General features: G+C 68.2%; 22 protein-coding genes. 15 read left to right on the forward strand and 7 right to left on the reverse strand.

Annotated features, from left to right (window positions below):
- Window positions 1–60: 60 nt before the first annotated feature.
- The 3 genes from tpiA to RS883_RS09390 are packed head-to-tail and all read left to right on the forward strand — an operon-like array spanning window position 61 to window position 1,613.
- Window positions 61–810 carry a triose-phosphate isomerase gene (gene tpiA, locus RS883_RS09380; RefSeq protein ID WP_315759942.1) on the forward strand — a complete coding sequence of 250 codons (750 nt, stop codon included), beginning with the start codon at window positions 61–63 and terminating at the stop codon, window positions 808–810.
- A gap of 33 nt (window positions 811–843) precedes the next feature.
- Window positions 844–1,284 (forward strand): hypothetical protein, encoded by a 441-nt coding sequence (locus tag RS883_RS09385; protein WP_315759943.1) that lies wholly within the window; start codon window positions 844–846, stop codon window positions 1,282–1,284.
- A 5-nt stretch (window positions 1,285–1,289) separates the two neighbouring features.
- A complete protein-coding gene (locus tag RS883_RS09390) occupies window positions 1,290–1,613 on the forward strand; it encodes a YnfA family protein (RefSeq protein WP_315759944.1) in 324 nt (107 codons plus the stop codon).
- Window positions 1,614–1,778: 165 nt separating this feature from the next.
- Here RS883_RS09390 and RS883_RS09395 read toward each other — a convergent pair whose 3' ends face one another.
- Window positions 1,779–2,456: an OmpA family protein gene (locus RS883_RS09395; RefSeq protein WP_315759945.1), complete on the reverse strand. Its 678-nt coding sequence runs from the start codon at window positions 2,454–2,456 to the stop codon at window positions 1,779–1,781.
- Between the two features lie 148 nt (window positions 2,457–2,604).
- Here RS883_RS09395 and RS883_RS09400 point away from each other — a divergent pair, with 148 nt between their 5' ends.
- Together RS883_RS09400 and RS883_RS09405 are read left to right on the forward strand one after the other, a co-directional pair.
- Window positions 2,605–3,906 carry a hemolysin family protein gene (locus tag RS883_RS09400; protein ID WP_315759946.1) on the forward strand — a complete coding sequence of 434 codons (1,302 nt, stop codon included), beginning with the start codon at window positions 2,605–2,607 and terminating at the stop codon, window positions 3,904–3,906.
- A gap of 32 nt (window positions 3,907–3,938) precedes the next feature.
- The gene (locus RS883_RS09405) at window positions 3,939–4,520 is read left to right on the forward strand and encodes an SAM-dependent methyltransferase (protein WP_315759947.1); all 582 of its coding nucleotides are present in this window, start codon (window positions 3,939–3,941) and stop codon (window positions 4,518–4,520) included.
- Here RS883_RS09405 and thpR read toward each other — a convergent pair.
- Window positions 4,502–5,038 (reverse strand): RNA 2',3'-cyclic phosphodiesterase, encoded by a 537-nt coding sequence (thpR, locus tag RS883_RS09410; protein ID WP_315759948.1) that lies wholly within the window; start codon window positions 5,036–5,038, stop codon window positions 4,502–4,504. The two genes, RS883_RS09405 and thpR, sit on opposite strands and share 19 nt — an antisense overlap.
- 161 nt (window positions 5,039–5,199) lie before the next feature.
- On the opposite strand from thpR, the gene RS883_RS09415 reads away from it, so the two are divergent.
- Together RS883_RS09415 and RS883_RS09420 are read left to right on the forward strand one after the other, a co-directional pair.
- The gene (locus RS883_RS09415) at window positions 5,200–5,931 is read left to right on the forward strand and encodes a Bax inhibitor-1/YccA family protein (protein ID WP_315759949.1); all 732 of its coding nucleotides are present in this window, start codon (window positions 5,200–5,202) and stop codon (window positions 5,929–5,931) included.
- A gap of 108 nt (window positions 5,932–6,039) precedes the next feature.
- Window positions 6,040–6,288: a hypothetical protein gene (locus tag RS883_RS09420; protein ID WP_315759950.1), complete on the forward strand. Its 249-nt coding sequence runs from the start codon at window positions 6,040–6,042 to the stop codon at window positions 6,286–6,288.
- Window positions 6,289–6,297: 9 nt separating this feature from the next.
- Here the strand turns inward: RS883_RS09420 and RS883_RS09425 are convergent, their stop codons facing one another.
- Window positions 6,298–8,325, reverse strand: coding sequence for a putative bifunctional diguanylate cyclase/phosphodiesterase (locus tag RS883_RS09425; RefSeq protein WP_315759951.1), 2,028 nt, complete (start codon window positions 8,323–8,325; stop codon window positions 6,298–6,300).
- Window positions 8,326–8,435: 110 nt separating this feature from the next.
- Between RS883_RS09425 and RS883_RS09430 the strand changes: the two genes are divergently transcribed.
- The 5 genes from RS883_RS09430 to rplT all read left to right on the forward strand — a co-directional run bounded on the left by RS883_RS09430 (window position 8,436) and on the right by rplT (window position 12,555).
- Window positions 8,436–9,959 carry a fumarate hydratase gene (locus tag RS883_RS09430; RefSeq protein WP_315759952.1) on the forward strand — a complete coding sequence of 508 codons (1,524 nt, stop codon included), beginning with the start codon at window positions 8,436–8,438 and terminating at the stop codon, window positions 9,957–9,959.
- Between the two features lie 66 nt (window positions 9,960–10,025).
- The gene (locus RS883_RS09435) at window positions 10,026–10,877 is read left to right on the forward strand and encodes a glucose 1-dehydrogenase (protein WP_315759953.1); all 852 of its coding nucleotides are present in this window, start codon (window positions 10,026–10,028) and stop codon (window positions 10,875–10,877) included.
- A 154-nt stretch (window positions 10,878–11,031) separates the two neighbouring features.
- Window positions 11,032–11,853 carry an inositol monophosphatase family protein gene (locus RS883_RS09440; protein WP_315759954.1) on the forward strand — a complete coding sequence of 274 codons (822 nt, stop codon included), beginning with the start codon at window positions 11,032–11,034 and terminating at the stop codon, window positions 11,851–11,853.
- A 118-nt stretch (window positions 11,854–11,971) separates the two neighbouring features.
- Window positions 11,972–12,175: a 50S ribosomal protein L35 gene (gene rpmI / locus RS883_RS09445; RefSeq protein ID WP_066699836.1), complete on the forward strand. Its 204-nt coding sequence runs from the start codon at window positions 11,972–11,974 to the stop codon at window positions 12,173–12,175.
- A 14-nt stretch (window positions 12,176–12,189) separates the two neighbouring features.
- Complete coding sequence (gene rplT / locus RS883_RS09450) at window positions 12,190–12,555, forward strand: 50S ribosomal protein L20 (RefSeq protein ID WP_315759955.1); 366 nt, start codon at window positions 12,190–12,192, stop codon at window positions 12,553–12,555.
- 62 nt (window positions 12,556–12,617) lie between these two features.
- On the opposite strand, the gene RS883_RS09455 is transcribed toward rplT, so the two are convergent.
- From RS883_RS09455 to RS883_RS09470, 4 genes are all read right to left on the reverse strand, one after another.
- Window positions 12,618–13,043 (reverse strand): hypothetical protein, encoded by a 426-nt coding sequence (locus tag RS883_RS09455; RefSeq protein WP_315759956.1) that lies wholly within the window; start codon window positions 13,041–13,043, stop codon window positions 12,618–12,620.
- Between the two features lie 76 nt (window positions 13,044–13,119).
- Window positions 13,120–14,733, reverse strand: a complete 1,614-nt coding sequence (gene tagH / locus RS883_RS09460; RefSeq protein ID WP_315759957.1) for a type VI secretion system-associated FHA domain protein TagH — start codon at window positions 14,731–14,733, stop codon at window positions 13,120–13,122.
- Entirely contained in the window at window positions 14,730–15,305 is a 576-nt protein-coding gene (locus tag RS883_RS09465) for a DUF6931 family protein (RefSeq protein WP_315759958.1), read from the reverse strand. The genes tagH and RS883_RS09465 overlap by 4 nt, the downstream gene beginning before the upstream one ends.
- 25 nt (window positions 15,306–15,330) lie before the next feature.
- Window positions 15,331–17,403: a type VI secretion system Vgr family protein gene (locus RS883_RS09470; protein ID WP_315759959.1), complete on the reverse strand. Its 2,073-nt coding sequence runs from the start codon at window positions 17,401–17,403 to the stop codon at window positions 15,331–15,333.
- Between the two features lie 129 nt (window positions 17,404–17,532).
- Here RS883_RS09470 and RS883_RS09475 point away from each other — a divergent pair, with 129 nt between their 5' ends.
- The 3 genes from RS883_RS09475 (at window position 17,533) to tssB (ending at window position 19,994) form a co-directional block, all read left to right on the forward strand.
- Window positions 17,533–18,297 carry an OmpA family protein gene (locus RS883_RS09475; protein ID WP_315759960.1) on the forward strand — a complete coding sequence of 255 codons (765 nt, stop codon included), beginning with the start codon at window positions 17,533–17,535 and terminating at the stop codon, window positions 18,295–18,297.
- Between the two features lie 30 nt (window positions 18,298–18,327).
- Window positions 18,328–19,359 (forward strand): ImpA family type VI secretion system protein, encoded by a 1,032-nt coding sequence (locus RS883_RS09480; RefSeq protein WP_315759961.1) that lies wholly within the window; start codon window positions 18,328–18,330, stop codon window positions 19,357–19,359.
- A 95-nt stretch (window positions 19,360–19,454) separates the two neighbouring features.
- Complete coding sequence (gene tssB / locus RS883_RS09485; RefSeq protein ID WP_315759962.1) at window positions 19,455–19,994, forward strand: type VI secretion system contractile sheath small subunit; 540 nt, start codon at window positions 19,455–19,457, stop codon at window positions 19,992–19,994.
- The last annotated feature ends 22 nt before the right edge of the window (window positions 19,995–20,016 follow it).

Genomic DNA, 20,016 nt, shown 5'->3' on the forward strand with positions numbered 1-20,016 from the left:
TGCGGCGGCGCGGGTGCTGCCATCGGGTGCATACGAATGCAGAAACGGGCAGGGGTTGGAATGACGCGTCGCAAGCTGGTCGCCGGAAACTGGAAGATGCACGGGCTGAAGGGCGCGGTGGGCGAGATCGAGGCGATCGCCGGCGCGGCGGCCGCGAACCCCGGCGTCGACGTGGCGCTGTGTGTGCCGACGACGCTGCTGGCGCTGGCGGCCGAGCATGCCGGCGCGCTCGCGATCGGGGCACAGGACGTGCACGAGCGCGATTCGGGCGCGCATACTGGCTGCATCTCCGCGCCGATGCTGCGCGAGGCGGGCGCGACGACGGTGATCGTCGGCCATAGCGAGCGCCGCGCCGACCAGAATGAGACCAGCCACGACGCCTGGGCCAAGGCCGCCGCAGCGCGCCGCCACGGCCTGTCGGTGATCCTGTGCTGCGGCGAGACCGAGGCGGAGCGCGACGCCGGCCGCGCCGAGCGCGTCGTCCAGGCGCAGATCGAGAAGTCGGTGCCCGAGGATGCGAGCGGCGACTGGTTCACGCTGGCCTATGAGCCGCGCTGGGCGATCGGGACCGGACGCACGCCGACGGTCGAGGAGATCGCCGCCATCCACGCGATCGCGCGGGCGAAGATGCGCCAGATGGTCGGCGACGCGGCCGACGGCATCCGCATCCTCTATGGCGGCTCCGTCACGGGCGCGAATGCGGGCACGATCCTGGCCGCGCCGCATGTCGACGGAGCGCTGGTCGGCGGCGCCAGCCTGACCGCCGAGAAGTTCGTGCCGATCATTGAGGCGGCGGCAGCGCTCGGCTAAGCGCCGCTGCGGGTTCGCAATCGGGGGAAGATGATGCTCGTCAAGGTGTTGGTGGGCGCGGCTGCGCTGGCGATGGTGCAGGGCCCGCCATCGCCAACCTTCTGCGAGCGGATGGCGCCGACGATCGATATGATCGCGGTCGAGCGCGGGCGGCAGGGCAACGCGACAGGCGAGTGGCGGCGTGACACCGCGACTCTCGGCATGGCACTGGTCGGCGGCATCGCTGCGACCTCGATCTCCATTCGCCCAATCAGCGAGACCACGACCTATGCCGAGGCGACGGCGCTCGTCGACAAGGCGTGCGCAACGACGAAGGCCGGCGTCCGCTGCCGCTTCGAAGGGCCGGTGCGGTTGAAGATGGGCACGCGAAAGGGCGAGATCGACATGGCGGCGCAGCCGGGCGAACGCGCGGAGGTCGAGATCAGGGGCACAAAGATCTTCTGCCGCGATCCGCGTGCGTTCAAGGACGCCTGATCGGCGTGCCGACGCTTGCCGTCTACGGGGCTGCGGCGCTCGCGGAGATCGGCGGGTGCTTCGCCTTCTGGGCGTGGGCGCGGGCGGGGCGGGCGACGTGGTGGCTGGTGCCGGGCGTCGCCTCGCTCTGCCTGTTCGCCTGGCTGTTGACGCTGAGCGAGGCGGATCATGCCGGACGCGGCTACGCGGCCTATGGCGGCATCTATATCGGCGCGGCGCTTGCCTGGTTGTGGGCGGTCGAGGGCGTGCGGCCGGATCGGTGGGACATGATTGGGCTGGGGCTGTGTCTGGTGGGCGCGGCGGTGATCCTGTGGGGGCCGCGTGGCTAACGCCTACGCACTTGCCCTCATGGTTCCCCGGCGAAGGCCGGGGTCCAGTTGGGAGACGCCCGCGATAGGCGCCTCGCTTCATTGCGAGGGTCTTCCCAACTGGGCCCCGGCCTTCGCCGGGGAACAAGAGATAGTAGGGGGCGGGCCTGAACCCGCCCCGCTCCGTCAGCCCATGTCGTCCTCGGCGATCGGGACGAGCTTGATCTCGACCCGGCGATTCTGCGCGCGACCTTCCTCGGTTTCGTTGGACGCGATCGGTTCGGTCTTGCCGAAGCCGCGGGTGGCGAGACGCGCCGACTGGACGCCGCGGCTGGTCAGATACTCGGCGACGGCGCCAGCGCGGCGCTCCGACAGCGCCTGGTTGTACGAATCCGAGCCCACCGAATCGGTATGGCCATAGACGTCGACATAGGTTTGTTCATAGCGGCGGAGGGTGTCGGCGACACGGTCCAGCGTCGAGCGGAACTCGGGCTTCACCGCGCTGCTGTCGAAGCCGAAGGTGATCCCCGACGGCATGTCGAGTACCAGCTCGTCGCCGCGGCGGACGACCTCTACGCCTGTGCCGGCCGTCCGCTCGCGAAGCTCGCGCTCCTGACGGTCCATGTACGCGCCGACGCCCGCGCCCGCGAGCGCGCCGATGCCTGCGCCGACGATCTTCTCGGTCCGGTCGCGGCGCCCGCCGACGATGTCGCCCAGCAGATAGCCGCCGAAGGCGCCGCCCAGGCCGCCGATCGCTGCCTTCGAGATGCGGCGCTCGCCCGTTTCGGGGTCGGTGACGCAGGCGCTGGTGACGCCGAGCGAGGCGATGACGGCGACGACGCCGAGCCGCTGTGCGAGACGCATGATTCCTCCTTGCTGAGTTTCGTGGATGCAGCGGCAACCGCCGCACGCGCCCGTTGTTCCGCCTGCGCACTGAACGGGCGGTGAAGCCCAGCAACACTTTGACAGTTGTGCCGCCCGCGCGAACGGCTATTGGCTAAGACAGCATCCGATGGACCCGCTTCCCCCCTTTCCCTGGATCGATGTCGTCATCATCGTGGTGCTGTTCGCACTGAACGGCGTGTTCGCGATGAGCGAGCTGGCGCTCGTTTCCGCCCGTCGTGCGCGGCTGGAGGCGATGGCGCGGGGCCGCAATCCTGGCGCGACCGCGGCGCTCAAGCTTTCCGAGGATCCGGGCAAGTTCCTGTCGACGGTACAGATCGGCATCACGCTGATCGGCATCCTGACCGGCGCCTATTCGGGTGCGAGCCTGGGCGGGCCGACGGCCGCGCGGCTCCAACTGATCGGCGTGCCCGCACATGTCGCCGACACCGCCGGCTTCGCGCTGGTGATCGGCATCACCACCTTCCTGTCGCTGATCGTCGGCGAGCTGGTGCCCAAGCAATTCGCGCTGCGTTCGCCTGAGACGATCTCGTCCTGGATCGCGATCCCGATGCGCGGCCTTGCCACCATCTGCGCGCCGTTCGTGTGGCTGCTCGATTCGACGACGGGCCTGGTCTTCAAGCTGCTCGGCCTCAGCCGCGAGGCGGAGAATCGCGTGACGGCCGAAGAGCTTCACCTGATCGCCACCGAAGCGGCGAAATCGGGCGTGATCGAGGAGCACGAGCGCTCGATCATTTCGGGCGTCGTTCGCCTTGCCGACCGACCTGTCCGCGAGATCATGACCCCGCGCACCGATGTCGACTGGCTCGATCTGTCGATGCCGGACGAGGCGCTGCGGGACGCGCTTCGCTCAACGCGGCATACCCGTCTGCCGGTCGCGGAGGCGACGATCGACAGCGTGGTGGGCGTCGTCCAGGCGCGGGACGTCGTCGCCGCATTGATCGAGGGCCGGGTCATCGACCTTCGTGCGCTCACCAAGCAGGCGCCGGTGCTTCCCGACCAGGTCGACGCGATGGATGCGCTGACGCTGCTGCGCGGGGCCGAGGTGCCGATGGGCTTCGTCCACGACGAATACGGCCATTTCGAGGGGATCGTGACGCCCGCCAACCTGCTCGCCGCGATCGCGGGCGATGCACGCGGGCGCGACGACACGTCCGACGAACGCGTGGTCGTTCGCGACGACGGCTCGCTGCTGGTGTCGGGGCAGATGCCGGCCGATGCGCTGGCCGAATGGATCGGGATCGAGCTGCCCGAGGATCGCGATTATGCGACGGTCGCGGGCCTTGCGCTGGCAGTGCTCAAGCATCTGCCGACCGAGGGCGAGCATTTCGCCGAGCAGGGCTGGCGCTTCGAAATCGTCGACATGGATGGGCGCAAGATCGACAAGCTGCTGGTCGCCAAGCTGCCCTGACGGCGCGGCACGGCAAGGAGGAAGAACCACCGATGCCCCGCTTTGTCGCCGCTTTCGCCCTAGCCCTGCTCACCGCGGCCTGTGCGACGCCGATCCCGCCCTTGCCGGCGGGCGCCGATCCCGACGCGCGGCCGGCGCGCCATCCCGACATCTACTACGAGCCGAGCCCTGACGAGGTCGTCACCGCGATGCTGACGCTCGCCGAGGTGAAGGCGGGCGACACCGTCGTCGACCTGGGTTCGGGCGACGGCCGCATCCCGAACGCCGCGGCGCGCCAGTTCGGCGCACGGGGCAGGGGGATTGAGCTCGACCCGCGGCTGGTCGCGGTGGCGCGCGACAATGCCGCCCGCGCCGGGCTCGGCGATCGGGTGACGTTCGAGGAAGGCGACATCTTCAAGGCCGACCTGTCGAGCGCGACGGTGGTGACGCTGTTCCTCCAGCCCGGCATCAATCGCCGGCTGATGCCCAAGTTGCTGGCCGAGCTGCCGCCCGGCGCGCGGATCGTCAGCCATTACCATGCGACGCGCGGCTGGCCGCCCGTCCGGCGCTCGCGCTCGCGGGGCCGCCCGTTGTTCCTCTGGATCGTGCCGTCGCGTCAGCCGGTCAGCGGATAGCGCTCGACCGCCTCATAGCTCGCGCCGCCCTGGCCGAGATGGCTTTCGAACAGCATGAAGTGGCTGAGGGTGAAGGGCTCGCTGGTCAGCCCCGCGTGATCGGCAAGCCAGCGATCGGCCGGCCCAGCGCTGCCGCCCATACGTGCGACGGTGATGTGCGGCAGGTAGGCGCGCCGCTCGGGCTCCAGACCGGCGCGGACCAGCGCCTGATCGACCTTGCGATGGAGTGCCGCCAGCGGATCGTATGGGCGCACGGCGGCCCAGAGCGCGTTGGTGCGGCCACGGTGATCGAACTGACCGACACCCTCGATCCGGAGCGTCGGCACCGGTGCATGGACGCTGGCGAGCGCGAGCGCCGCGTCTTCCGCCATGCGCCGGTCGACCTCGCCGATGAAGCGGAGCGTGATGTGAAGCTGCTCGTCAGTCTGCCAGCGCGCGCCGGGCACGCCGCCCATCGCCGCGAGCAACTGCTCGCGAATGGCCGGGGGCGGGCGGAGGCCGACGAACAGGCGGTGCATGCCCGGGCCATGCGCGCTTGCCGCGGCATGCGCAATCAGGCACGTTTTTCTTGTAACGAAACATGTCTGTTGAAGGGCCGAGCACCGGTTTCGCTTGAAAGCGCGCGCCCGTCCCACGATATTCGCGAGTATCCGGCATGAGCCGGGCAAAGGAGTTCAAGATGGCAAACTGGTCGGATCCCCGGGCCGCCTCAGCCGCTCCCTACGCCACGCGCGCAGGTTCGCGCGGCGAGGCGTATGACGCGGGGCTGCGGTCCTACATGCTCTCGGTCTACAACTACATGGCGTCGGGCGTTCTGCTGACGGGCGTGGTCGCGCTGCTGTTCGCAGCGTCGGGCGCGGCCGCGGCGGTGTTCGGAACGCCGCTGCGCTGGGTCATCGCGCTGGCGCCGCTGGCGTTCGTGATGGTGCTGAGCTTCGGCCTCAACCGCCTGTCGACGTTCGCGACGCAGGCGCTGTTCTGGGCGTTCGCGGCGGTGATGGGCCTGTCGATGTCGGCGATCTTCCTCGTCTACACCGGCCCGTCGATCGCGATCACCTTCTTCGCGACCGCCGTCGCGTTCCTGTCGCTGAGCCTCTACGGCTACACGACGAAGCGCGACCTGTCGGGGCTGGGCACATTCCTCATCATGGGCCTTGTCGGTCTGATCGTGGCGTCGCTGCTCAACCTGTTCTTCCAGTCGCCGGTGATGAACATGGTCATCAGCGCGATCGGTGTGCTGCTGTTCGCGGGCCTCACGGCCTATGACACGCAGCGCATCAAGAGCATGTACGACTATGTCGCGGGCACGGACATGATGGGCAAGGCCGTGGTGATGGGCGCGCTGTCGCTCTACCTCGACTTCGTCAACATGTTCCAGTTCCTGCTGTCGTTCATGGGCAGCCGCGACTGATCAAAATCAAACTGACGAACGAAGGGCCTGGCGGGCGACCGCCGGGCCCTTTTTCGTTGGGGAACAGGGAGGCGGGAGCGCTCGTTGATTGCGAAGAAGGAGAGCGACATGGCAGATCCCAACAACGGCATCAGCGAAGACGGCATCGACAGCCTCTCGGTCGCGCCGCCCGATCCGACGGCGGATGCCGACACGGCCACGGCAGGCGGCGACGGCGACATTTCGCAGGACGGTGACGCGGTTGATATCGGGTCGGAAGACTCGATGGACGCATCCGATCCGCCCTCGACCTCGGCACCGGGGTCGCAGCGCGACGTCGAGCAGGCGGGCGAGACCGGACGCCAGCACGACGCCTGATCCGATCGATCAGCCGGCGCGGCGCCCCCGCGCCGGCGCGCTCGATTGAAGCCGTTCGAGATTGAATTCGGCATCGAAGCGCAGACCCGCCTGGCCGTTCTGCGCCCAGCGAAGCTCCGCGGTCATCAGGTCGCCCTCGACCAGCTCGATCTGGACCGTCGATCCGACCATGGTTGCCGGGAAATCGATCCCGTCGACCATCGCGCCGGTCGGCGACACGTTTCGGATGCGCACCTCGCCCGCGCGGCCCCCGGCGATCAGCCTTGCCCAGCGCAACGTGCGCAGGCGCGGCGCGCGGCTGACCTGCACGCCCTCGGGCGTGGCGATGCCGTTGCCGGCGAGCAGCGATGCATCCTCGAACGGCATCGGCCGCCCATAGACATAGCCCTGGATATGGCTGCAGCCGAGACCGGCGATCAGGGCGATCTCGTCCTGCACCTCGACCCCCTCGGCGGTGGTCTCCATGCCGAGCGTGGTCGCCAGCGTCACGATCGCCTGGATGATCGCGGCATTGCGGTTGCCCTTGACGGCCGCGCCGCGGACGAAGCTCTGGTCGATCTTGATCTTGTCGAACGGCGCCTTGCGCAGATAACCGAGCGAGGAATAGCCGGTGCCGAAATCGTCGAGCGCCAGCCGCACGCCCAGCCGCTTGAGCGCCGCGAACATCGCGTCGGACGAGGCGCTCTCGTTGAGAAACACGCTCTCGGTGATCTCGAGCTCAAGCCGCGACGCGGGCAGTCCGCTGCTGGCAAGGGCCGAGGCGACGATCGCGGGAAGCTGGACGTTGGCGAACTGGATCGGGCTGACGTTGACGGCGACGCGGCACTCGCCCGGCCAGCGCGCGGCATCGGCGGCGGCGGTGCGGAGCACCCATTCGCCGATCGGCTCGATCAGGCCGCTTTCCTCGGCCACCGGGATGAACTCGCCGGGCGAGACGGCGCCGCGTACGGGATGCTCCCAGCGGACCAGTGCCTCGAAGCCGACCACGCGCGCGTCGCTGGTCTGGACGACGGGCTGATAGACGACGTGGAACTCGCCGCGAGCGAGAGCGCCGCGCAGATCATCCTCCAGCGCCTTTCGGTGGCGGGCGCCCTCCAGCATGTCCTCATGGTAAAAGCGGTGTGTGCCACGGCCGTCGGCCTTGGCGGCATAGAGGGCGAGGTCGGCGCTGCGGATGAGCGTCTCGGAGTCGCTGCCATTCTCGGGCGCGACGGCGATTCCGATCGAGCATCCGATCGTGACTGACGATCCGGCGAGGAAATAGGGCTGGGACAGCGCGGCGATGATCGTGCGGGCCAGTTCGGACAGCGCATCGGGGGCGGGCGCGTCGGGGACGATGAGCTGGAACTCGTCGCCGCCCAGCCGACCGACCAGCTCGCTTTCGCCGGTACACCGCTGAAGCCGCTGTGCGACCTGCTTGAGGAGCGCGTCGCCGACCTGGTGGCCGAGCGTGTCGTTGACCGCCTTGAACCGGTCGAGATCGAGGAGAAGCAGCGCTACCCCGCGCCACCCGCGCCGCGACTGCGCCAGTGTCTGGTCGAGCGACAGCCGCATCCGCTGACGATTGGCGAGGCCCGTCAGGCCGTCGAACAGCGCGAGGCGGGTGATCTCTGCCTCGGCGCGGCGCTTTTCGGTGAGGTCGCTGCCGGTCCCCGTGAACCCCTCGAACTGTCCGAACGTATCGAAGCGCGGACGTCCGGACACGGTCCAGTGGCGGAGCGCCGATCCCTCGCCGGATTCGAGCGAATAGTCGGAGAAGGACGTGCGGGAGGAGAAGTGGAAGGCGAGCGTCCGCTCGGTATCGCCATTGCCGTCGCCCGACAGGCGGAACAGGTCGATGAACGCGCAGTCGCCCGTCTGGCAACCCAGCGCGCGCGACACCTTTTCGGAGAGATAGCTGACCTGGCCGTGACGGTCGGTTTCCCAGAACCAGCCGGCGCTGTGCTCCTCCGCCTCGCGCACCAGCCTTCCGGTGATCCCGTCATGGGAGTCGGCGATGACCGGCGGGGCCTCGCTCGCGCGAAGCCGGTCGCGCATGCGCCCGAATGATCCGATTATTTCAAGCCTGCCCGTCACTTCCGCTGCTTGCACTCGCGAGGGTTTCGGAAACGTTGCGAGCGTCGGATTGGCCGAATATGGACCGTCGCATGACCGTCACTATCCGCACCGCAGACCTGATCGACAGCGTCGCCGACGCGCTCCAGTTCATCAGCTATTTTCATCCGATGGATTACATCCGCGCGCTGGGCGATGCCTATGAGGCGGAGCAAGGCCCGGCGGCCAAGGACGCGATCGCACAGATCCTGACCAACAGCCGCATGTGTGCCGAGGGGCACCGGCCGATCTGTCAGGACACCGGCATCGTCAACGTCTTCGTCGAATGGGGCATGGACTGCCGCCTGGATGATACGAGCCGGTCGCTCCAGGACGTCGTCGACGAAGGCGTACGGCGCGCCTACCTCCATCCGGAAAACAAGCTGCGTGCGTCGGTGCTCGCCGACCCGGCTTTCACCCGGCGGAACACCAAGGACAACACGCCCTGCGTCCTCAACGTGACGATGGTGCCGGGTTCGAAGGTATCCGTCGATGTCGCGGCAAAGGGCGGCGGCAGCGAGAACAAGTCCAAGTTCAAGATGATGAACCCCTCCGACTCGATCGTCGACTGGGTGGTGGAGATGCTGCCGCAGATGGGCGCGGGCTGGTGCCCGCCGGGGATGCTGGGCATCGGCATCGGCGGTACGGCCGAGCATTGCGTGCTGCTCGCCAAGAAGGCGCTGATGGAGCCGATCGACATGGCGCAGTTGAAGCTGCGCGGACCGCAGAACGATATCGAGGCGCTGCGGATCGAGATCTTCGATCGCGTCAACGCGCTCGGCATCGGTGCGCAGGGGCTGGGCGGGCTCTCCACCATCCTCGACGTCAAGATCATGGATGCGCCGTGCCACGCCGCGGGCAAGCCGGTGGCGATGATCCCCAATTGCGCCGCGACGCGCCACGCGCACTTCACGCTCGACGGGTCGGGGCCCGCCTATCTGGAGGCGCCCGACCTCGAAGCCTGGCCCAAGGTCGACTGGAAGCCCGACGCCGCGGCGATCCGCGTCGACCTCGACACGCTGACGCCCGCCGATGTCCAGGGTTGGAAGCAAGGCGACCGGCTGCTCCTCAACGGTAAGATGCTGACCGGCCGCGATGCCGCGCACAAGCGGATCAAGGACATGCTCGATGCCGGGCAGGAACTGCCGGTCGAGTTCAAGGGCCGCGTGATCTATTATGTCGGGCCGGTCGATCCGGTCGGCGAGGAGGTCGTCGGTCCGGCGGGTCCGACCACCGCGACGCGGATGGACAAGTTCACGCGCATGATGCTCGACCAGGGCCTCCTCGCGATGGTGGGCAAGGCCGAGCGCGGCCCCGCCGCCACCGATGCGATCCGCGATGCCAAGTCGGCCTATCTGATGGCGGTCGGCGGCGCGGCCTATCTCGTCGCGCGCGCGATCAAGGGATCGAAGGTCGTCGGGTTCGAGGACCTGGGCATGGAGGCGATCTACGAGTTCGAAGTGAAGGACTTCCCCGTGACCGTCGCGGTCGATGCCGAAGGCAACAACGTCCACCAGCTCGCGCCGCTGGTCTGGCGCGAGAAGATCGCGCGGGAGCGACTGCTCGAAAAGGTTTGAGCAAGGAACGGCCGCTCGCGTGGTCGGTTCATCGCCGCAAGTCCCTGACAATCAAGGAGTGCGGCGATGAGCGATCTGATCGACATGATCCACGAGGATGGCCTGCCCGGCCACGAGTCCGAGCTGGAGCCCAAGCCCGAGTGGCAGCCGCGCTATCCGGGCTCCGGCCGGCTGGAAGGCAAGGTGGCGATCGTCACCGGCGCCGACAGCGGCATCGGCCGCGCGGTCGCGGCACTCTACGCGCGTGAGGGTGCGGACGTCGCCGTGCTGTACCTGTGCGAGCATGACGATGCGGAGAAGACCGCGGAGATCGTGCGCGGCGAGGGCCGGCGCGCGCTGACGATCGCGGGCGACGTCGGCGACAAGGCGTTCTGCGAGGCGGCGGTCAGCCAGGTCGTCGGCGAGTTCGGCCGCCTCGACATCGTCGTCAACAATGCCGGCGAGCAGCACCCCGACCCGGACATCACCGACATCACCGAGGATCAGCTTCGCCGCACGTTCCAGACCAACATCTTCGGCATGTTCTTCATGGTGCAGGCGGCGATGCCGCACCTGAAGGAAGGCGCCGCGATCGTGAATTGTACGTCGGTGACGATGTATCAGGGCGAGAAGGAACTGCTCGACTATTCGTCGACCAAGGGGGCGATCACCGCGTTCACGCGCAGCCTGTCGGAGAATTTGATCGGCAAGGGCATCCGCGTGAATGCCGTCGCGCCGGGCCCGATCTGGACGCCACTCAATCCGTCGGGCGGCGCCACGAAAGAGAAGCTCAAGAGCTTTGGCGAGGGGACGCCGATCGGGCGTGCGGGGCAGCCGAACGAGGTGGCGCCGTCGTTCCTGTTCCTGGCTTGCGACGATGCGAGCTACATGTCGGGGCAGGTGCTGCATCCGAACGGCGGGACGGTGGTGAACGGTTGAGCCTGCTCCGTTCGTGCTGAGTAGCGACTGAGCTTGGCGAAGACGCGTATCGAAGCATCGGTGGCGATCCTTCGATACGCCGCTTCGACTGCGCTCAGCGGCTCCCCAGGACGAACGGGGTTGTGCGGATTGCGACAGCCACTAGGTCGACAACATGCCCGTCAGCCAAGCCGATATCGATCTCGCCCACCGTCTCGCCGATGCGGCGGGCTCGGTGATCCGTCCTTATTTCCGCGGTGAGTTCGGGCTCGAGACGAAGGGTGACCAGTCACCCGTCACCCTCGCCGACAAGGAAGCCGAAGCGGCGATGCGGCGGCTGCTCGACGCCGAACGCTCGGGCGACGGGATCGTCGGCGAGGAATATGGCGAGAAGGCCAGCGTTACCGGTCGCCAGTGGATCCTCGACCCGATCGACGGGACGCGCAGCTTCACCGTCGGGCGCGCGATCTTCGGCACGCTGATCGCGCTGGTCGAGGATGGCTGGCCGGTGCTGGGCATCATCGACCAGCCGGTGCAGCGCGAGCGGTGGATCGGCGTCGCCGGGCGCGACACGCTGTTCAACGGCAAGCCGGCGCGTACGCGGCCATGCCCGTCGCTGGAGGGCGCGATCGTGGCGACCACCAGCCCGCATCTGTTCGCCGAGGGGGACGTGCCGCACTTCATGTCGCTGGTCCGCGCCGTGTCCAAGGGGTCGCCGCGGCAGGGACCGGTCTATGGCGGTGACTGCTACAATTACGGCCTGCTGGCGAGCGGGCATCTGGATATCGTCGCCGAATCCGGGCTCAAGCTCTACGACTTCGCGGCGCTGGTGCCGGTGGTCGAAGGGGCCGGCGGGCGGATGTGCGACTGGAACGGCGACCCGCTGACCGCGGCGAGCGAGGGCCATGTCCTGGCGATCGGCGATGCGGCGCGCACCGACGAGGTGCTGGAGGCCATCCGCGGCGTCGAGGACGATCACGACCACGAACATCTCTGAGGCTTGCCAAAACCCGCGGCGGACGCTAACCGCCGCCGCTTCCACGATCGGATAGACGAACGGCCTGGCCAGTGTGGGCTGCCATGGCAGTTCCGGATCGTCGACAAAGGAGACGAAAATGCCCAAGATGAAGACCAAGAGCGGTGTGAAGAAGCGCTTCAAATTCACCGCGACGGGCAAGGTGAAGCACGGCGTCGCCGGCAAGCGCCACCGCCTGATCAGCCACAACGCGAAGTATATTCGCCAGAATCGTGGCACCAGCGTGCTGTCGGATGCGGATGCCGGTCACGTGCGCCTCTGGGCGCCGTACGGCCTGAAGTAAGAGAGGGCTGAGACATGGCACGAGTGAAGCGCGGCGTTACGACGCGGGCGAAGCACAAGCGGATCCTGGAACAGGCGAAGGGCTATTATGGCCGTCGCAAGAACACGATCCGTATCGCGCGTCAGGCGGTCGAGAAGGCCGGCCAGTACGCGTATCGCGACCGCAAGGTTAAGAAGCGGACGTTCCGCGGCCTCTGGATCCAGCGTATCAACGCCGGTGTCCGCGCCGAGGGTCTGACCTATTCGCAGTTCATGCACGGCCTGAAGCTGGCGGGCATCGAACTCGATCGGAAGGTGCTGGCCGACATCGCGATGCACGAGGGCGAAGCCTTCTCCGCGATCGTCGCTCAGGCGAAGAAGGCGCTGCCGCAGGCCGCGTAATTCTTGGCTGACGAACGAAAGAGGGCGCCGGTCTTGCGATCGGCGCCCTTTTTCGTGTCAGGTCAGCGGCACTCGACGTTGTTGCGGTCGATCGCCTCGCCTGCCGCAGCGCCCGCCGCACCGCCGAGCAGGGCACCGAGTAGGCCTGAGCCGCCGGGACGCAGCGCCGTGCCGAGCACGCCGCCGGCCAGACCGCCGACAATCAGGCCCGTGGTGCCGTCGCTGCGGCGGCAATAGTAGCGCCCGTCCTGGCCCGCATAGACGCGGTCGTTGCGCGACAAGCGGCGCGGACGATAACGCGCATCGTCGCGATAATAGCGATCGGCATAATAGCCGCCGTACGAGGGATCCGGACGATCCCAGTCATAGGCACCATAGCCGCCGCCATCCGCATAGCGCGGGCCGCCCAGGCCGTAATCGCTACAACCCGCGGTCAGGGCCACGCCGCCCAGGGCGGCGCTCGCCAGCGCCAGTTTGATCGCACGCATCGACATCTCTCCTCGCGTTCCCCCTGGCGGATGAATGCGGCAGCGCGCGGTTTGTTGCGTCAGCGATACCTTTGGATCAACGTCGCGCCTTGGCCTGGCGCGATTGCTCCTCGTAAGCCTTTCGGAACTCACGCGCGAAGACTTCCATGAAGGCTTCGTCCGACCCCTGCGCCACGCCGCCGAATTCACGCTCATACGCCGCCCAGAGCGCGGCATCGCGGCCACCGGGCAGGATGCGCTGAAGCAGCCCCTTGGCCTCGGCGCGCCCCTTGATGGCGTTGGGGGAGAAGCGGTCGAGCGTCGACTTGAGCGCGCCCTGCATCGCCTTCAGCGTCGCCATCTGGTGCGATTGCAGGTCTAGGAACGCGTCCTCGATCGCGCGCTCGGCGGGCATGAAGCCGCGCTGGGGCGGGTTGAGGAGGCTCGCCACCGCTTCCTCCGGCGTGCGGGCGAACTTGATCGGGTTGTTGCCGTCGAATTCGAAGCCGGTGGCGTCGGCGCCCATCTGAGACTTGGCGCGGGCGCGAGCCTCGACCATCAGCACCAGCCCGGCGACCAAGCGGCGCATCAGCGCGCCCGCGCGCTCGACGAGCGCGGGGTCGGCGGCGAGCTTGTCGGGGGGCAGGCCGGCGCCGCGGGCAAGCGCGGCGACGTCGCTCGCTGCGTTTGCGGGGGGTGTGGCGGCCGCCGCCGGCATCGCTGCGCCGGGCGGCAGCGTCGGTTGGCGCGGCTCCACCGGCGGCCGCGCGGCGGCCCAGGCGGCGGCGCCGGGGGCGTCGCTCCAGTTGGCTTCGGCGGCGGTGGCGGGGAGGGGCGGCGGCGCGGCGATCGGCTGGCCGAAGCCGCCGCGTGCCCAGTCGACGACGTTGCCCTCGGCGATCTTGCCCCACACGTCGTCGGGCGCGGGATCGCGCGGTCGGTCGGGTGCGGCGCTCGACCAGGCGGAAGCGGGCTCGGCGGGCGGCGGGGGCGGCGACCAGACCGATGCGGCCGGCGGATCGGGCGCGCGCATCGACGGCGACCAGCCTGCCTGACCGGTCATCGGCGCGGCTGGGGCGGGCGTGGGCGACGCCCAGCGCTCCGCAGCCGGCGGCGGTGCCCAGCCATCACCGGACGGCGGCGCCGCTGCCGGTGGTGCGCCCCAACCCTCCGAGGGGGGCGGCGCCGGCGACGCGGCGGGGACGCCCCAGCCGCTGGCGGGTGCCGAGTCCCAGCCGCTGCCGGGCACGGGCGGCGATGCCCAGCCCGACGGCGTCGCCTCGGGCGGTGGCGGGGGCGGCGGGGCGACGCCGGCGCTCGCTTCCCACCCGCCCCAATCGCCGTCCCGCCTGGCAGCGCTCGCCGCGTCGCCGCGCTCGATCGAGGCGGTGGCCTCGTCGCTTAGGCTGACGACGACCTCGTATTGGCCGATCTGGATGACGTCGCCGGGGCGGAGCACGCGCTGCGCGACCATCCGCTCCTGCGCGCCGTTGAGGTAGGTGCCGTTGGTCGACACGTCGGTCAGCGTGTAGCTGCCATTGTCGAAGTTGATCTCGCAGTGCCGCGACGAGATATAGTTGCGCGCGTCGGGCAGGCTCCAGTCGCAGGTCGGCGACCGGCCGATCACCGCGCCGCGCCGGTGCAGCACGAACTCGGTCGGCATGCCGTTGTCTAGTCGCGCCTGATTGCGGATCAACAGCGTCAGCGTCATTCGGTGGCAAGCCCCGCCAACCCGCGATCGGCGACCCGCTCAGCAAGTTCGAGCGCGCGCGCAATCACGCGCTCGGGCCCGCCGCTTCGATGCGCGGCCAGCCGCACGGCGGTGCCCGCCAGGCGTCCGGTGGTCTCCGGCGGCGCCAGCACGGCCGGCAATTCGGGTTGGGAGATGCTGCCACCCGAGAAGAAGGCGGCGAGCGCGATCAGGCGTTCGGGCGCGCGCTCGCCCGCTGCTTCTGCCGCCGCCTGACAGCCACGGCGCGCGGCATCGCTGGGATCGCCGAGGAAGCGCAGGACGTGATCGAGCGCCTGACGATCACGGACCGGGATCGACTCCCGCCGTGTTTCCTCGTCGAGGACGCGCGCGCCCCAGGCAAGCGCCTCCAGCCGCGGTAGCGCATGGGCGATGAAGTCGACGGCGTCGCCATGCTCGCCCGCCTCGCGCAGCGCGGCATAGGCGTCGGCAGTCGAGACCGCCTCGTCCGCCCAGGCATCGGTGGCGGACGGGTCCATCAGCGCCTGCACCTGGCGCGCCTGTGTCAGCTTTACGCTCGTCCAGCCGGTCATGGCCGCATCCTTCGCTCGCGATCCGTCAATTAATCATGATGATGCCGCCCTTGACGGTCACCATCGCACTGCCGCTGACATTGGTGATCGCGCCCTTGGCATCGAGGATCGCGGTCGCCTCGATCTTGATGATCGGGCCCTTGATCGTGATGCCCGAAGGATCGATCTTGATCGAGGAAGGGCCGGACGTCAGCGTGATCGATTGCGGCGCCTGTTCGGCGATCGTCGTGCCCGCATCGACCTTGAGCGACGTGCCGACCGTCAACTGGTCGGAGCTGCCGACCTTCGTCGATCGCTTGGCACCAACGGTCTCGGTCTGATTGCTGCCGACGTCCAGCGTCTCGTCGACACCGACGGACTGCTTGCGGTTCTTGGCGATCGTGTCGGTCTGGTGACGTCCGATCTGGACCACCTCGTCCCGCCCGACATATTCGGTGCGATCGAAGCCGATCATCACTTCCTGATTGTGGCCGACATGGATCGATTCGTCGAAGCGGATACGCGAGTTCATGTCGCGCTCGGCATGGACGAAGATCTCTTCGTGTCCGCCCTTGTCCTCGAACCGGATCTCGTTGGCGCCGGGTTCGCCAGTGTCGAGCGCCTTGGTATCGGGATAGCGGCCGGTGTCGCCATAGCGCTTCGTTCGCCAAAGCGCGCGCGTCTTGTGCTCGGGCAGCTTGTAGAGCGGCATGTGCTGGCGGTTGAACACGCGGCCGACGACGATCGGCCGATCGGGGTCGCCGTCGAGGAAGTCGACCAACACCTCGTGCCCCACGCGCGGCAGGATGACGTTGCCCAGGCCGCCCGTCTGCGACACGCGGATCCAGCAGCTGGTCTTCTCGTGCTGCGCCTCGCCCCGATCCCAGTGGAAGCGGACCTTCACGCGCCCGAACTCGTCGGTGTAGATTTCCTCGCCCTGCGGCCCAGTGACGAACGCGGATTCGAGGCCGTGCGTGCGCGGGCGCGGCATGACGCGCGGCGACTGGAAGCGGGTGTCGGCGGGGATCGCCTCGAACCGGACATTGTACGGCTGCTCCTGGCCACGCTGGCCCGAGCGATAGCTTTCGGCGGCGATGCTGTGTTCGGCGCGGGTGACGAGATAGCTCGCGTTGAAGCGACCGACAGGATGGCGCGCGATCTTGACGATGTCGCCGACCGAGACGCCCGTCGCCTGCGACGTCCCGGTGAACACGCGGCGATCGGCGCGCAGCGCCTCCAGCGCCGCCTGGGCCTTGTCGCGGCCGAACCCCTTAGCCTTGGCGTGATCGAGGTAGTCGTGCTGGTAGCGGCCGGGATAGTCGAACCGCTCGCTTTCGTCGGAGGGATGCTTCCCCTCGGCCACGAACTCGGCATCGAGCGGCCGGCCGGGCTCGGTGAAGTCGAAATCGCGCAGGATCACGCTGCTCGTCGCGACCGTCGACACTCGTTCCGACCAGCTTTGCAGGAAGTGACCGCCATCCTCGTCGAAACGCACGCCCGAATCGACGTTGAAGACGGACACCGAGTTCGGATTATAGGTCAGCGCTTCCGGATTGCCCGGCCGATGGGCCTGCGGACTTTCGCACAGCACCAGCCGGTGACCACTCGCGTGGTGCCGATAGAAGAAGTAGATGCCCTCTTCTTCCATCAGCCGGCGGACAAAGGCGAAGTCGCTCTCGCGATACTGGACGGTGTAGATGCGTTTGTCCCGCGGACGGGAAAGCGCCGTGTAGTCGACCCGTTCCTCATAAGGGAGCAGCACCTCCCGGATGATCTCGATCGCGGTCTTGTCCTGAAAGATCGCCATCTGTCGGTTCTGGTCGATGAAATAGGTCCATGGCATCAACGTCAGGCGGTAATGATGACCGTCCGTTTCTTCGCGCTCGTGAGTCGCCGCGACGAGTAGCCCGTCGAAATGGCGGACGAGCTCGTCATCCTCGCGAACCCGCAGATGACATGGCTTGCCGAGGTGCGGTCCCAAGTCGATCTCGAGCGGCGAGATGATGTCGGCGGCGATGAGGAAGTCTTCGCTCAAGGCCTCGACCGACTCGATACGTTCGAGCACCACCTGCTCGTCGCCAAGGTCGATCGCCATGTCGGTCTGCCTGGCCTGTGGCATCGATCCGCATCCCCCCAAAACCGGCGCCATCACCAACACCGGCGACCCGATCATAGCGACGAGCCGTTGCATGCTTGCGACCATCGGCCACCTGCACTATACCGTCTTTATTACGGGGGGAGGCGTGGCATGCGCCAGTCATTTTATCATATTCCGCTACTTGGCCTGATCGCGGCGACTTCGACGCCTGTGCTTGCGCAGCAGAGCGAGCCATCGGTCGAAAGCTATCTTTGCACCTTCGCCGGCAAGTGCGGCGACCAGGCAGCGGAGCCGGAGGCCGAGACGCGCGCCGCGCCGGAAACGCGCGGGTTCCGCATCGCCCGTCCGGGCGCGCGGCAGGAGACGACGGCGGCACCCGAGACGCGCGGCTTCCGCGTCGCACGCCCGGGTGTGCGCCAGACGACCCCGGCGCCGGAGACCAAGGGCTTCCGCGTCGCCAATCCGGTTGCGGCCCGGCCCGTGGCGGCGCCGGTCGGTACGCGCCGATCGGTCGCAGTCGCACGGCCCGCGTCGCGGCCGATGGCACCACGCGCCGTTGCCGCGCCCGCGGCGAACAGCGGCCGCGCCGACCTGTCGATCGGGTTCGAGCTCGGCTCGGATCGGATGACTTCGGCGGGTGTCGCCAAGGCACGCATTTTCGCCCAGTCGCTGATGCTGCCCGAGCTTTCGAGCAAGCGCTTCGCGATCGAGGGGCATACCGACAGCTCGGGCGACCAAGCGGCGAACGTCGCGTTGTCGTCGCGGCGTGCGCAGGCGGTCGCCGACTATCTTGTCGGGCAGGGCGTCGATCGCGGCCGGCTTGAGGTGAAGGGCGTCGGACCGGCCTCGCCGCTGCCCGGCCACCGCGCCAGCGATCCGGCCAATCGCCGGGTAGAGGCGGCGCTGATTTCCTGACCCGTTCGGGTTCCGGCCGGGGAGGGGCGGGTGGACGTCGAGCAGCTATTGGCACCCGTCTCGGCCGACGACCGCGTCGGCCCCGACCTTGCCTATGACAATGATCGCCAGCTGATCGAGGCGGCGTTCGACCAGGCCGCCGAAGGGGGCGACGCGGCCGAGGGCGTCGACTGGCGCGATACGCTGCGCCGGTCGGAGGCGCAGCTTGCGCGGACCAAGGACCTCTGGCTCGCCAGCTATATCGTTCGCGCGGGCGCTCGGCTGGGCGATCTGAACGCGGTGCGTGACGGCACCCGCGTGATGGCAGGACTGTTCGAGGGCTATTGGGACGACGTCCATCCGCAACTCGACGAGTACGGCTTCCCGGGTCGCAAGGCGCCCTGCGAGTCGCTGACGCGGATCGGCGAGTTCCTGGGCCCGCTTCGCCGCACGGTGCTGATCGAGCATCCGCGCCTCGGCCGCTATACCGGCGAGGATATCGAGCGCTTCGCGGTCGAGGGGGACGCGGCGGAAGGCTATGGCATGTTCCGCCGCGCCGTCGAGGAACTCGATACCGCGGTGATTGCCGAGGCAGTCGACGCGCTCGATCAGATCCGCGAGTCGATCCGCGCCGCCGATCGCGTGCTGACCGAGCATGCGGGCAGCGACGACACCGGCACCAACTTCCAGCCGACCTACGACGCGATCGAGGCGCTGCGGCGCGCGATCCTGCCCTATGCGGGCGTGCTCGCCGATCCTGTCGCGGCGAGCGAGGAAAGCGCCGACTGGTATGCGGACATCGGCGACGACTGGAGCACGCCGACGCCGAGCGCCGCCGAGCCATCGGGGGGCGGCAAGGCGGGCGGGCGGGTCGACAATCGCGACGACGTGATCCGATCGATCGACGCGATCATCGACTATTACAGCCGCCGCGAGTCCAGCAGCCCGATCCCCGTCGCGCTTCGCCGCATCCGCGCCTGGGTGCCGATGGATTTCCTGGAGTTGATGAAGGACATCGCGCCGTCCGGCGAAAGTGAGGCTTCGATTGTCCTGAAACAGCGCGAAGATAGCGGCTGGGGCTAAACAGGTTGCGTCGCTGAATAACTAGCGTAAGGTCGACGCGGCGGGAGTAGAGGGGCAGTCGAACGATTCGTTCGACCTGTCGACGAGGGGGTGACATGGCGAGCAAGAGCGGACAGCGGTTCATTCGTGAGAACCGGGCGCCTCGCGTCCACATTGAGTATGAGGTCGAGACCTATGGCGCGCGCCAGAAGGTCGAGTTGCCGTTCGTCATGGGCGTGCTGTCCGACTTGTCGGGCAAGAGCCATGTCGAGAAGAAGGAAGTCGGCAAGCGAGACTTCGTCGAGTTCGACATGGACAATTTCGACCAGCGCATGGCCGCGATTGCACCGCGCGCCGCCTTCAACGTCGACAACTCGTTGTCTGACGACGGCGGCAAGATGTCGGTCGATCTGACCTTCAAGTCGATGAACGACTTTTCGCCGGGCGAGATTGCCAAGAACGTGCCCGCGCTGGCCAAGCTGCTCGAGGCGCGGCAGCAGCTCAATGACCTGCTCCTCTACATGGACGGCAAGGACGGCGCGCAGGAGCTGCTCGACAAGGTGCTCAAGGATCCGGCGCTCTTGTCGGCCCTGTCGGCGGCCAAGCCGCAGGACGACAAGGTCGAGGTGACGATCCCCGACCAGTCCCAGGGTTGAGCCGCGCGACCGGCGCTTCGCC

Source organism: Sphingomonas sp. Y38-1Y (assembly GCF_032391395.1).
Lineage (GTDB): Bacteria > Pseudomonadota > Alphaproteobacteria > Sphingomonadales > Sphingomonadaceae > Sphingomonas.

Coding starts and splice junctions, on each gene's coding strand:
- tpiA (WP_315759942.1), top strand. CDS start 61: ATGACGCGTCGCAAGCTGGTCGCCGGAAACTGGAAGATGCACGGGCTG.
- RS883_RS09385 (WP_315759943.1), top strand. CDS start 844: ATGCTCGTCAAGGTGTTGGTGGGCGCGGCTGCGCTGGCGATGGTGCAG.
- RS883_RS09395 (WP_315759945.1), bottom strand. CDS start 2,456: ATGCGTCTCGCACAGCGGCTCGGCGTCGTCGCCGTCATCGCCTCGCTC.
- RS883_RS09400 (WP_315759946.1), top strand. CDS start 2,605: ATGGACCCGCTTCCCCCCTTTCCCTGGATCGATGTCGTCATCATCGTG.
- RS883_RS09405 (WP_315759947.1), top strand. CDS start 3,939: ATGCCCCGCTTTGTCGCCGCTTTCGCCCTAGCCCTGCTCACCGCGGCC.
- thpR (WP_315759948.1), bottom strand. CDS start 5,038: ATGCACCGCCTGTTCGTCGGCCTCCGCCCGCCCCCGGCCATTCGCGAG.
- RS883_RS09415 (WP_315759949.1), top strand. CDS start 5,200: ATGGCAAACTGGTCGGATCCCCGGGCCGCCTCAGCCGCTCCCTACGCC.
- RS883_RS09420 (WP_315759950.1), top strand. CDS start 6,040: ATGGCAGATCCCAACAACGGCATCAGCGAAGACGGCATCGACAGCCTC.
- RS883_RS09425 (WP_315759951.1), bottom strand. CDS start 8,325: ATGCGCGACCGGCTTCGCGCGAGCGAGGCCCCGCCGGTCATCGCCGAC.
- RS883_RS09430 (WP_315759952.1), top strand. CDS start 8,436: ATGACCGTCACTATCCGCACCGCAGACCTGATCGACAGCGTCGCCGAC.
- RS883_RS09435 (WP_315759953.1), top strand. CDS start 10,026: ATGAGCGATCTGATCGACATGATCCACGAGGATGGCCTGCCCGGCCAC.
- RS883_RS09440 (WP_315759954.1), top strand. CDS start 11,032: ATGCCCGTCAGCCAAGCCGATATCGATCTCGCCCACCGTCTCGCCGAT.
- rpmI (WP_066699836.1), top strand. CDS start 11,972: ATGCCCAAGATGAAGACCAAGAGCGGTGTGAAGAAGCGCTTCAAATTC.
- rplT (WP_315759955.1), top strand. CDS start 12,190: ATGGCACGAGTGAAGCGCGGCGTTACGACGCGGGCGAAGCACAAGCGG.
- RS883_RS09455 (WP_315759956.1), bottom strand. CDS start 13,043: ATGCGTGCGATCAAACTGGCGCTGGCGAGCGCCGCCCTGGGCGGCGTG.
- tagH (WP_315759957.1), bottom strand. CDS start 14,733: ATGACGCTGACGCTGTTGATCCGCAATCAGGCGCGACTAGACAACGGC.
- RS883_RS09465 (WP_315759958.1), bottom strand. CDS start 15,305: ATGACCGGCTGGACGAGCGTAAAGCTGACACAGGCGCGCCAGGTGCAG.
- RS883_RS09470 (WP_315759959.1), bottom strand. CDS start 17,403: ATGCCACAGGCCAGGCAGACCGACATGGCGATCGACCTTGGCGACGAG.
- RS883_RS09475 (WP_315759960.1), top strand. CDS start 17,533: ATGCGCCAGTCATTTTATCATATTCCGCTACTTGGCCTGATCGCGGCG.
- tssB (WP_315759962.1), top strand. CDS start 19,455: ATGGCGAGCAAGAGCGGACAGCGGTTCATTCGTGAGAACCGGGCGCCT.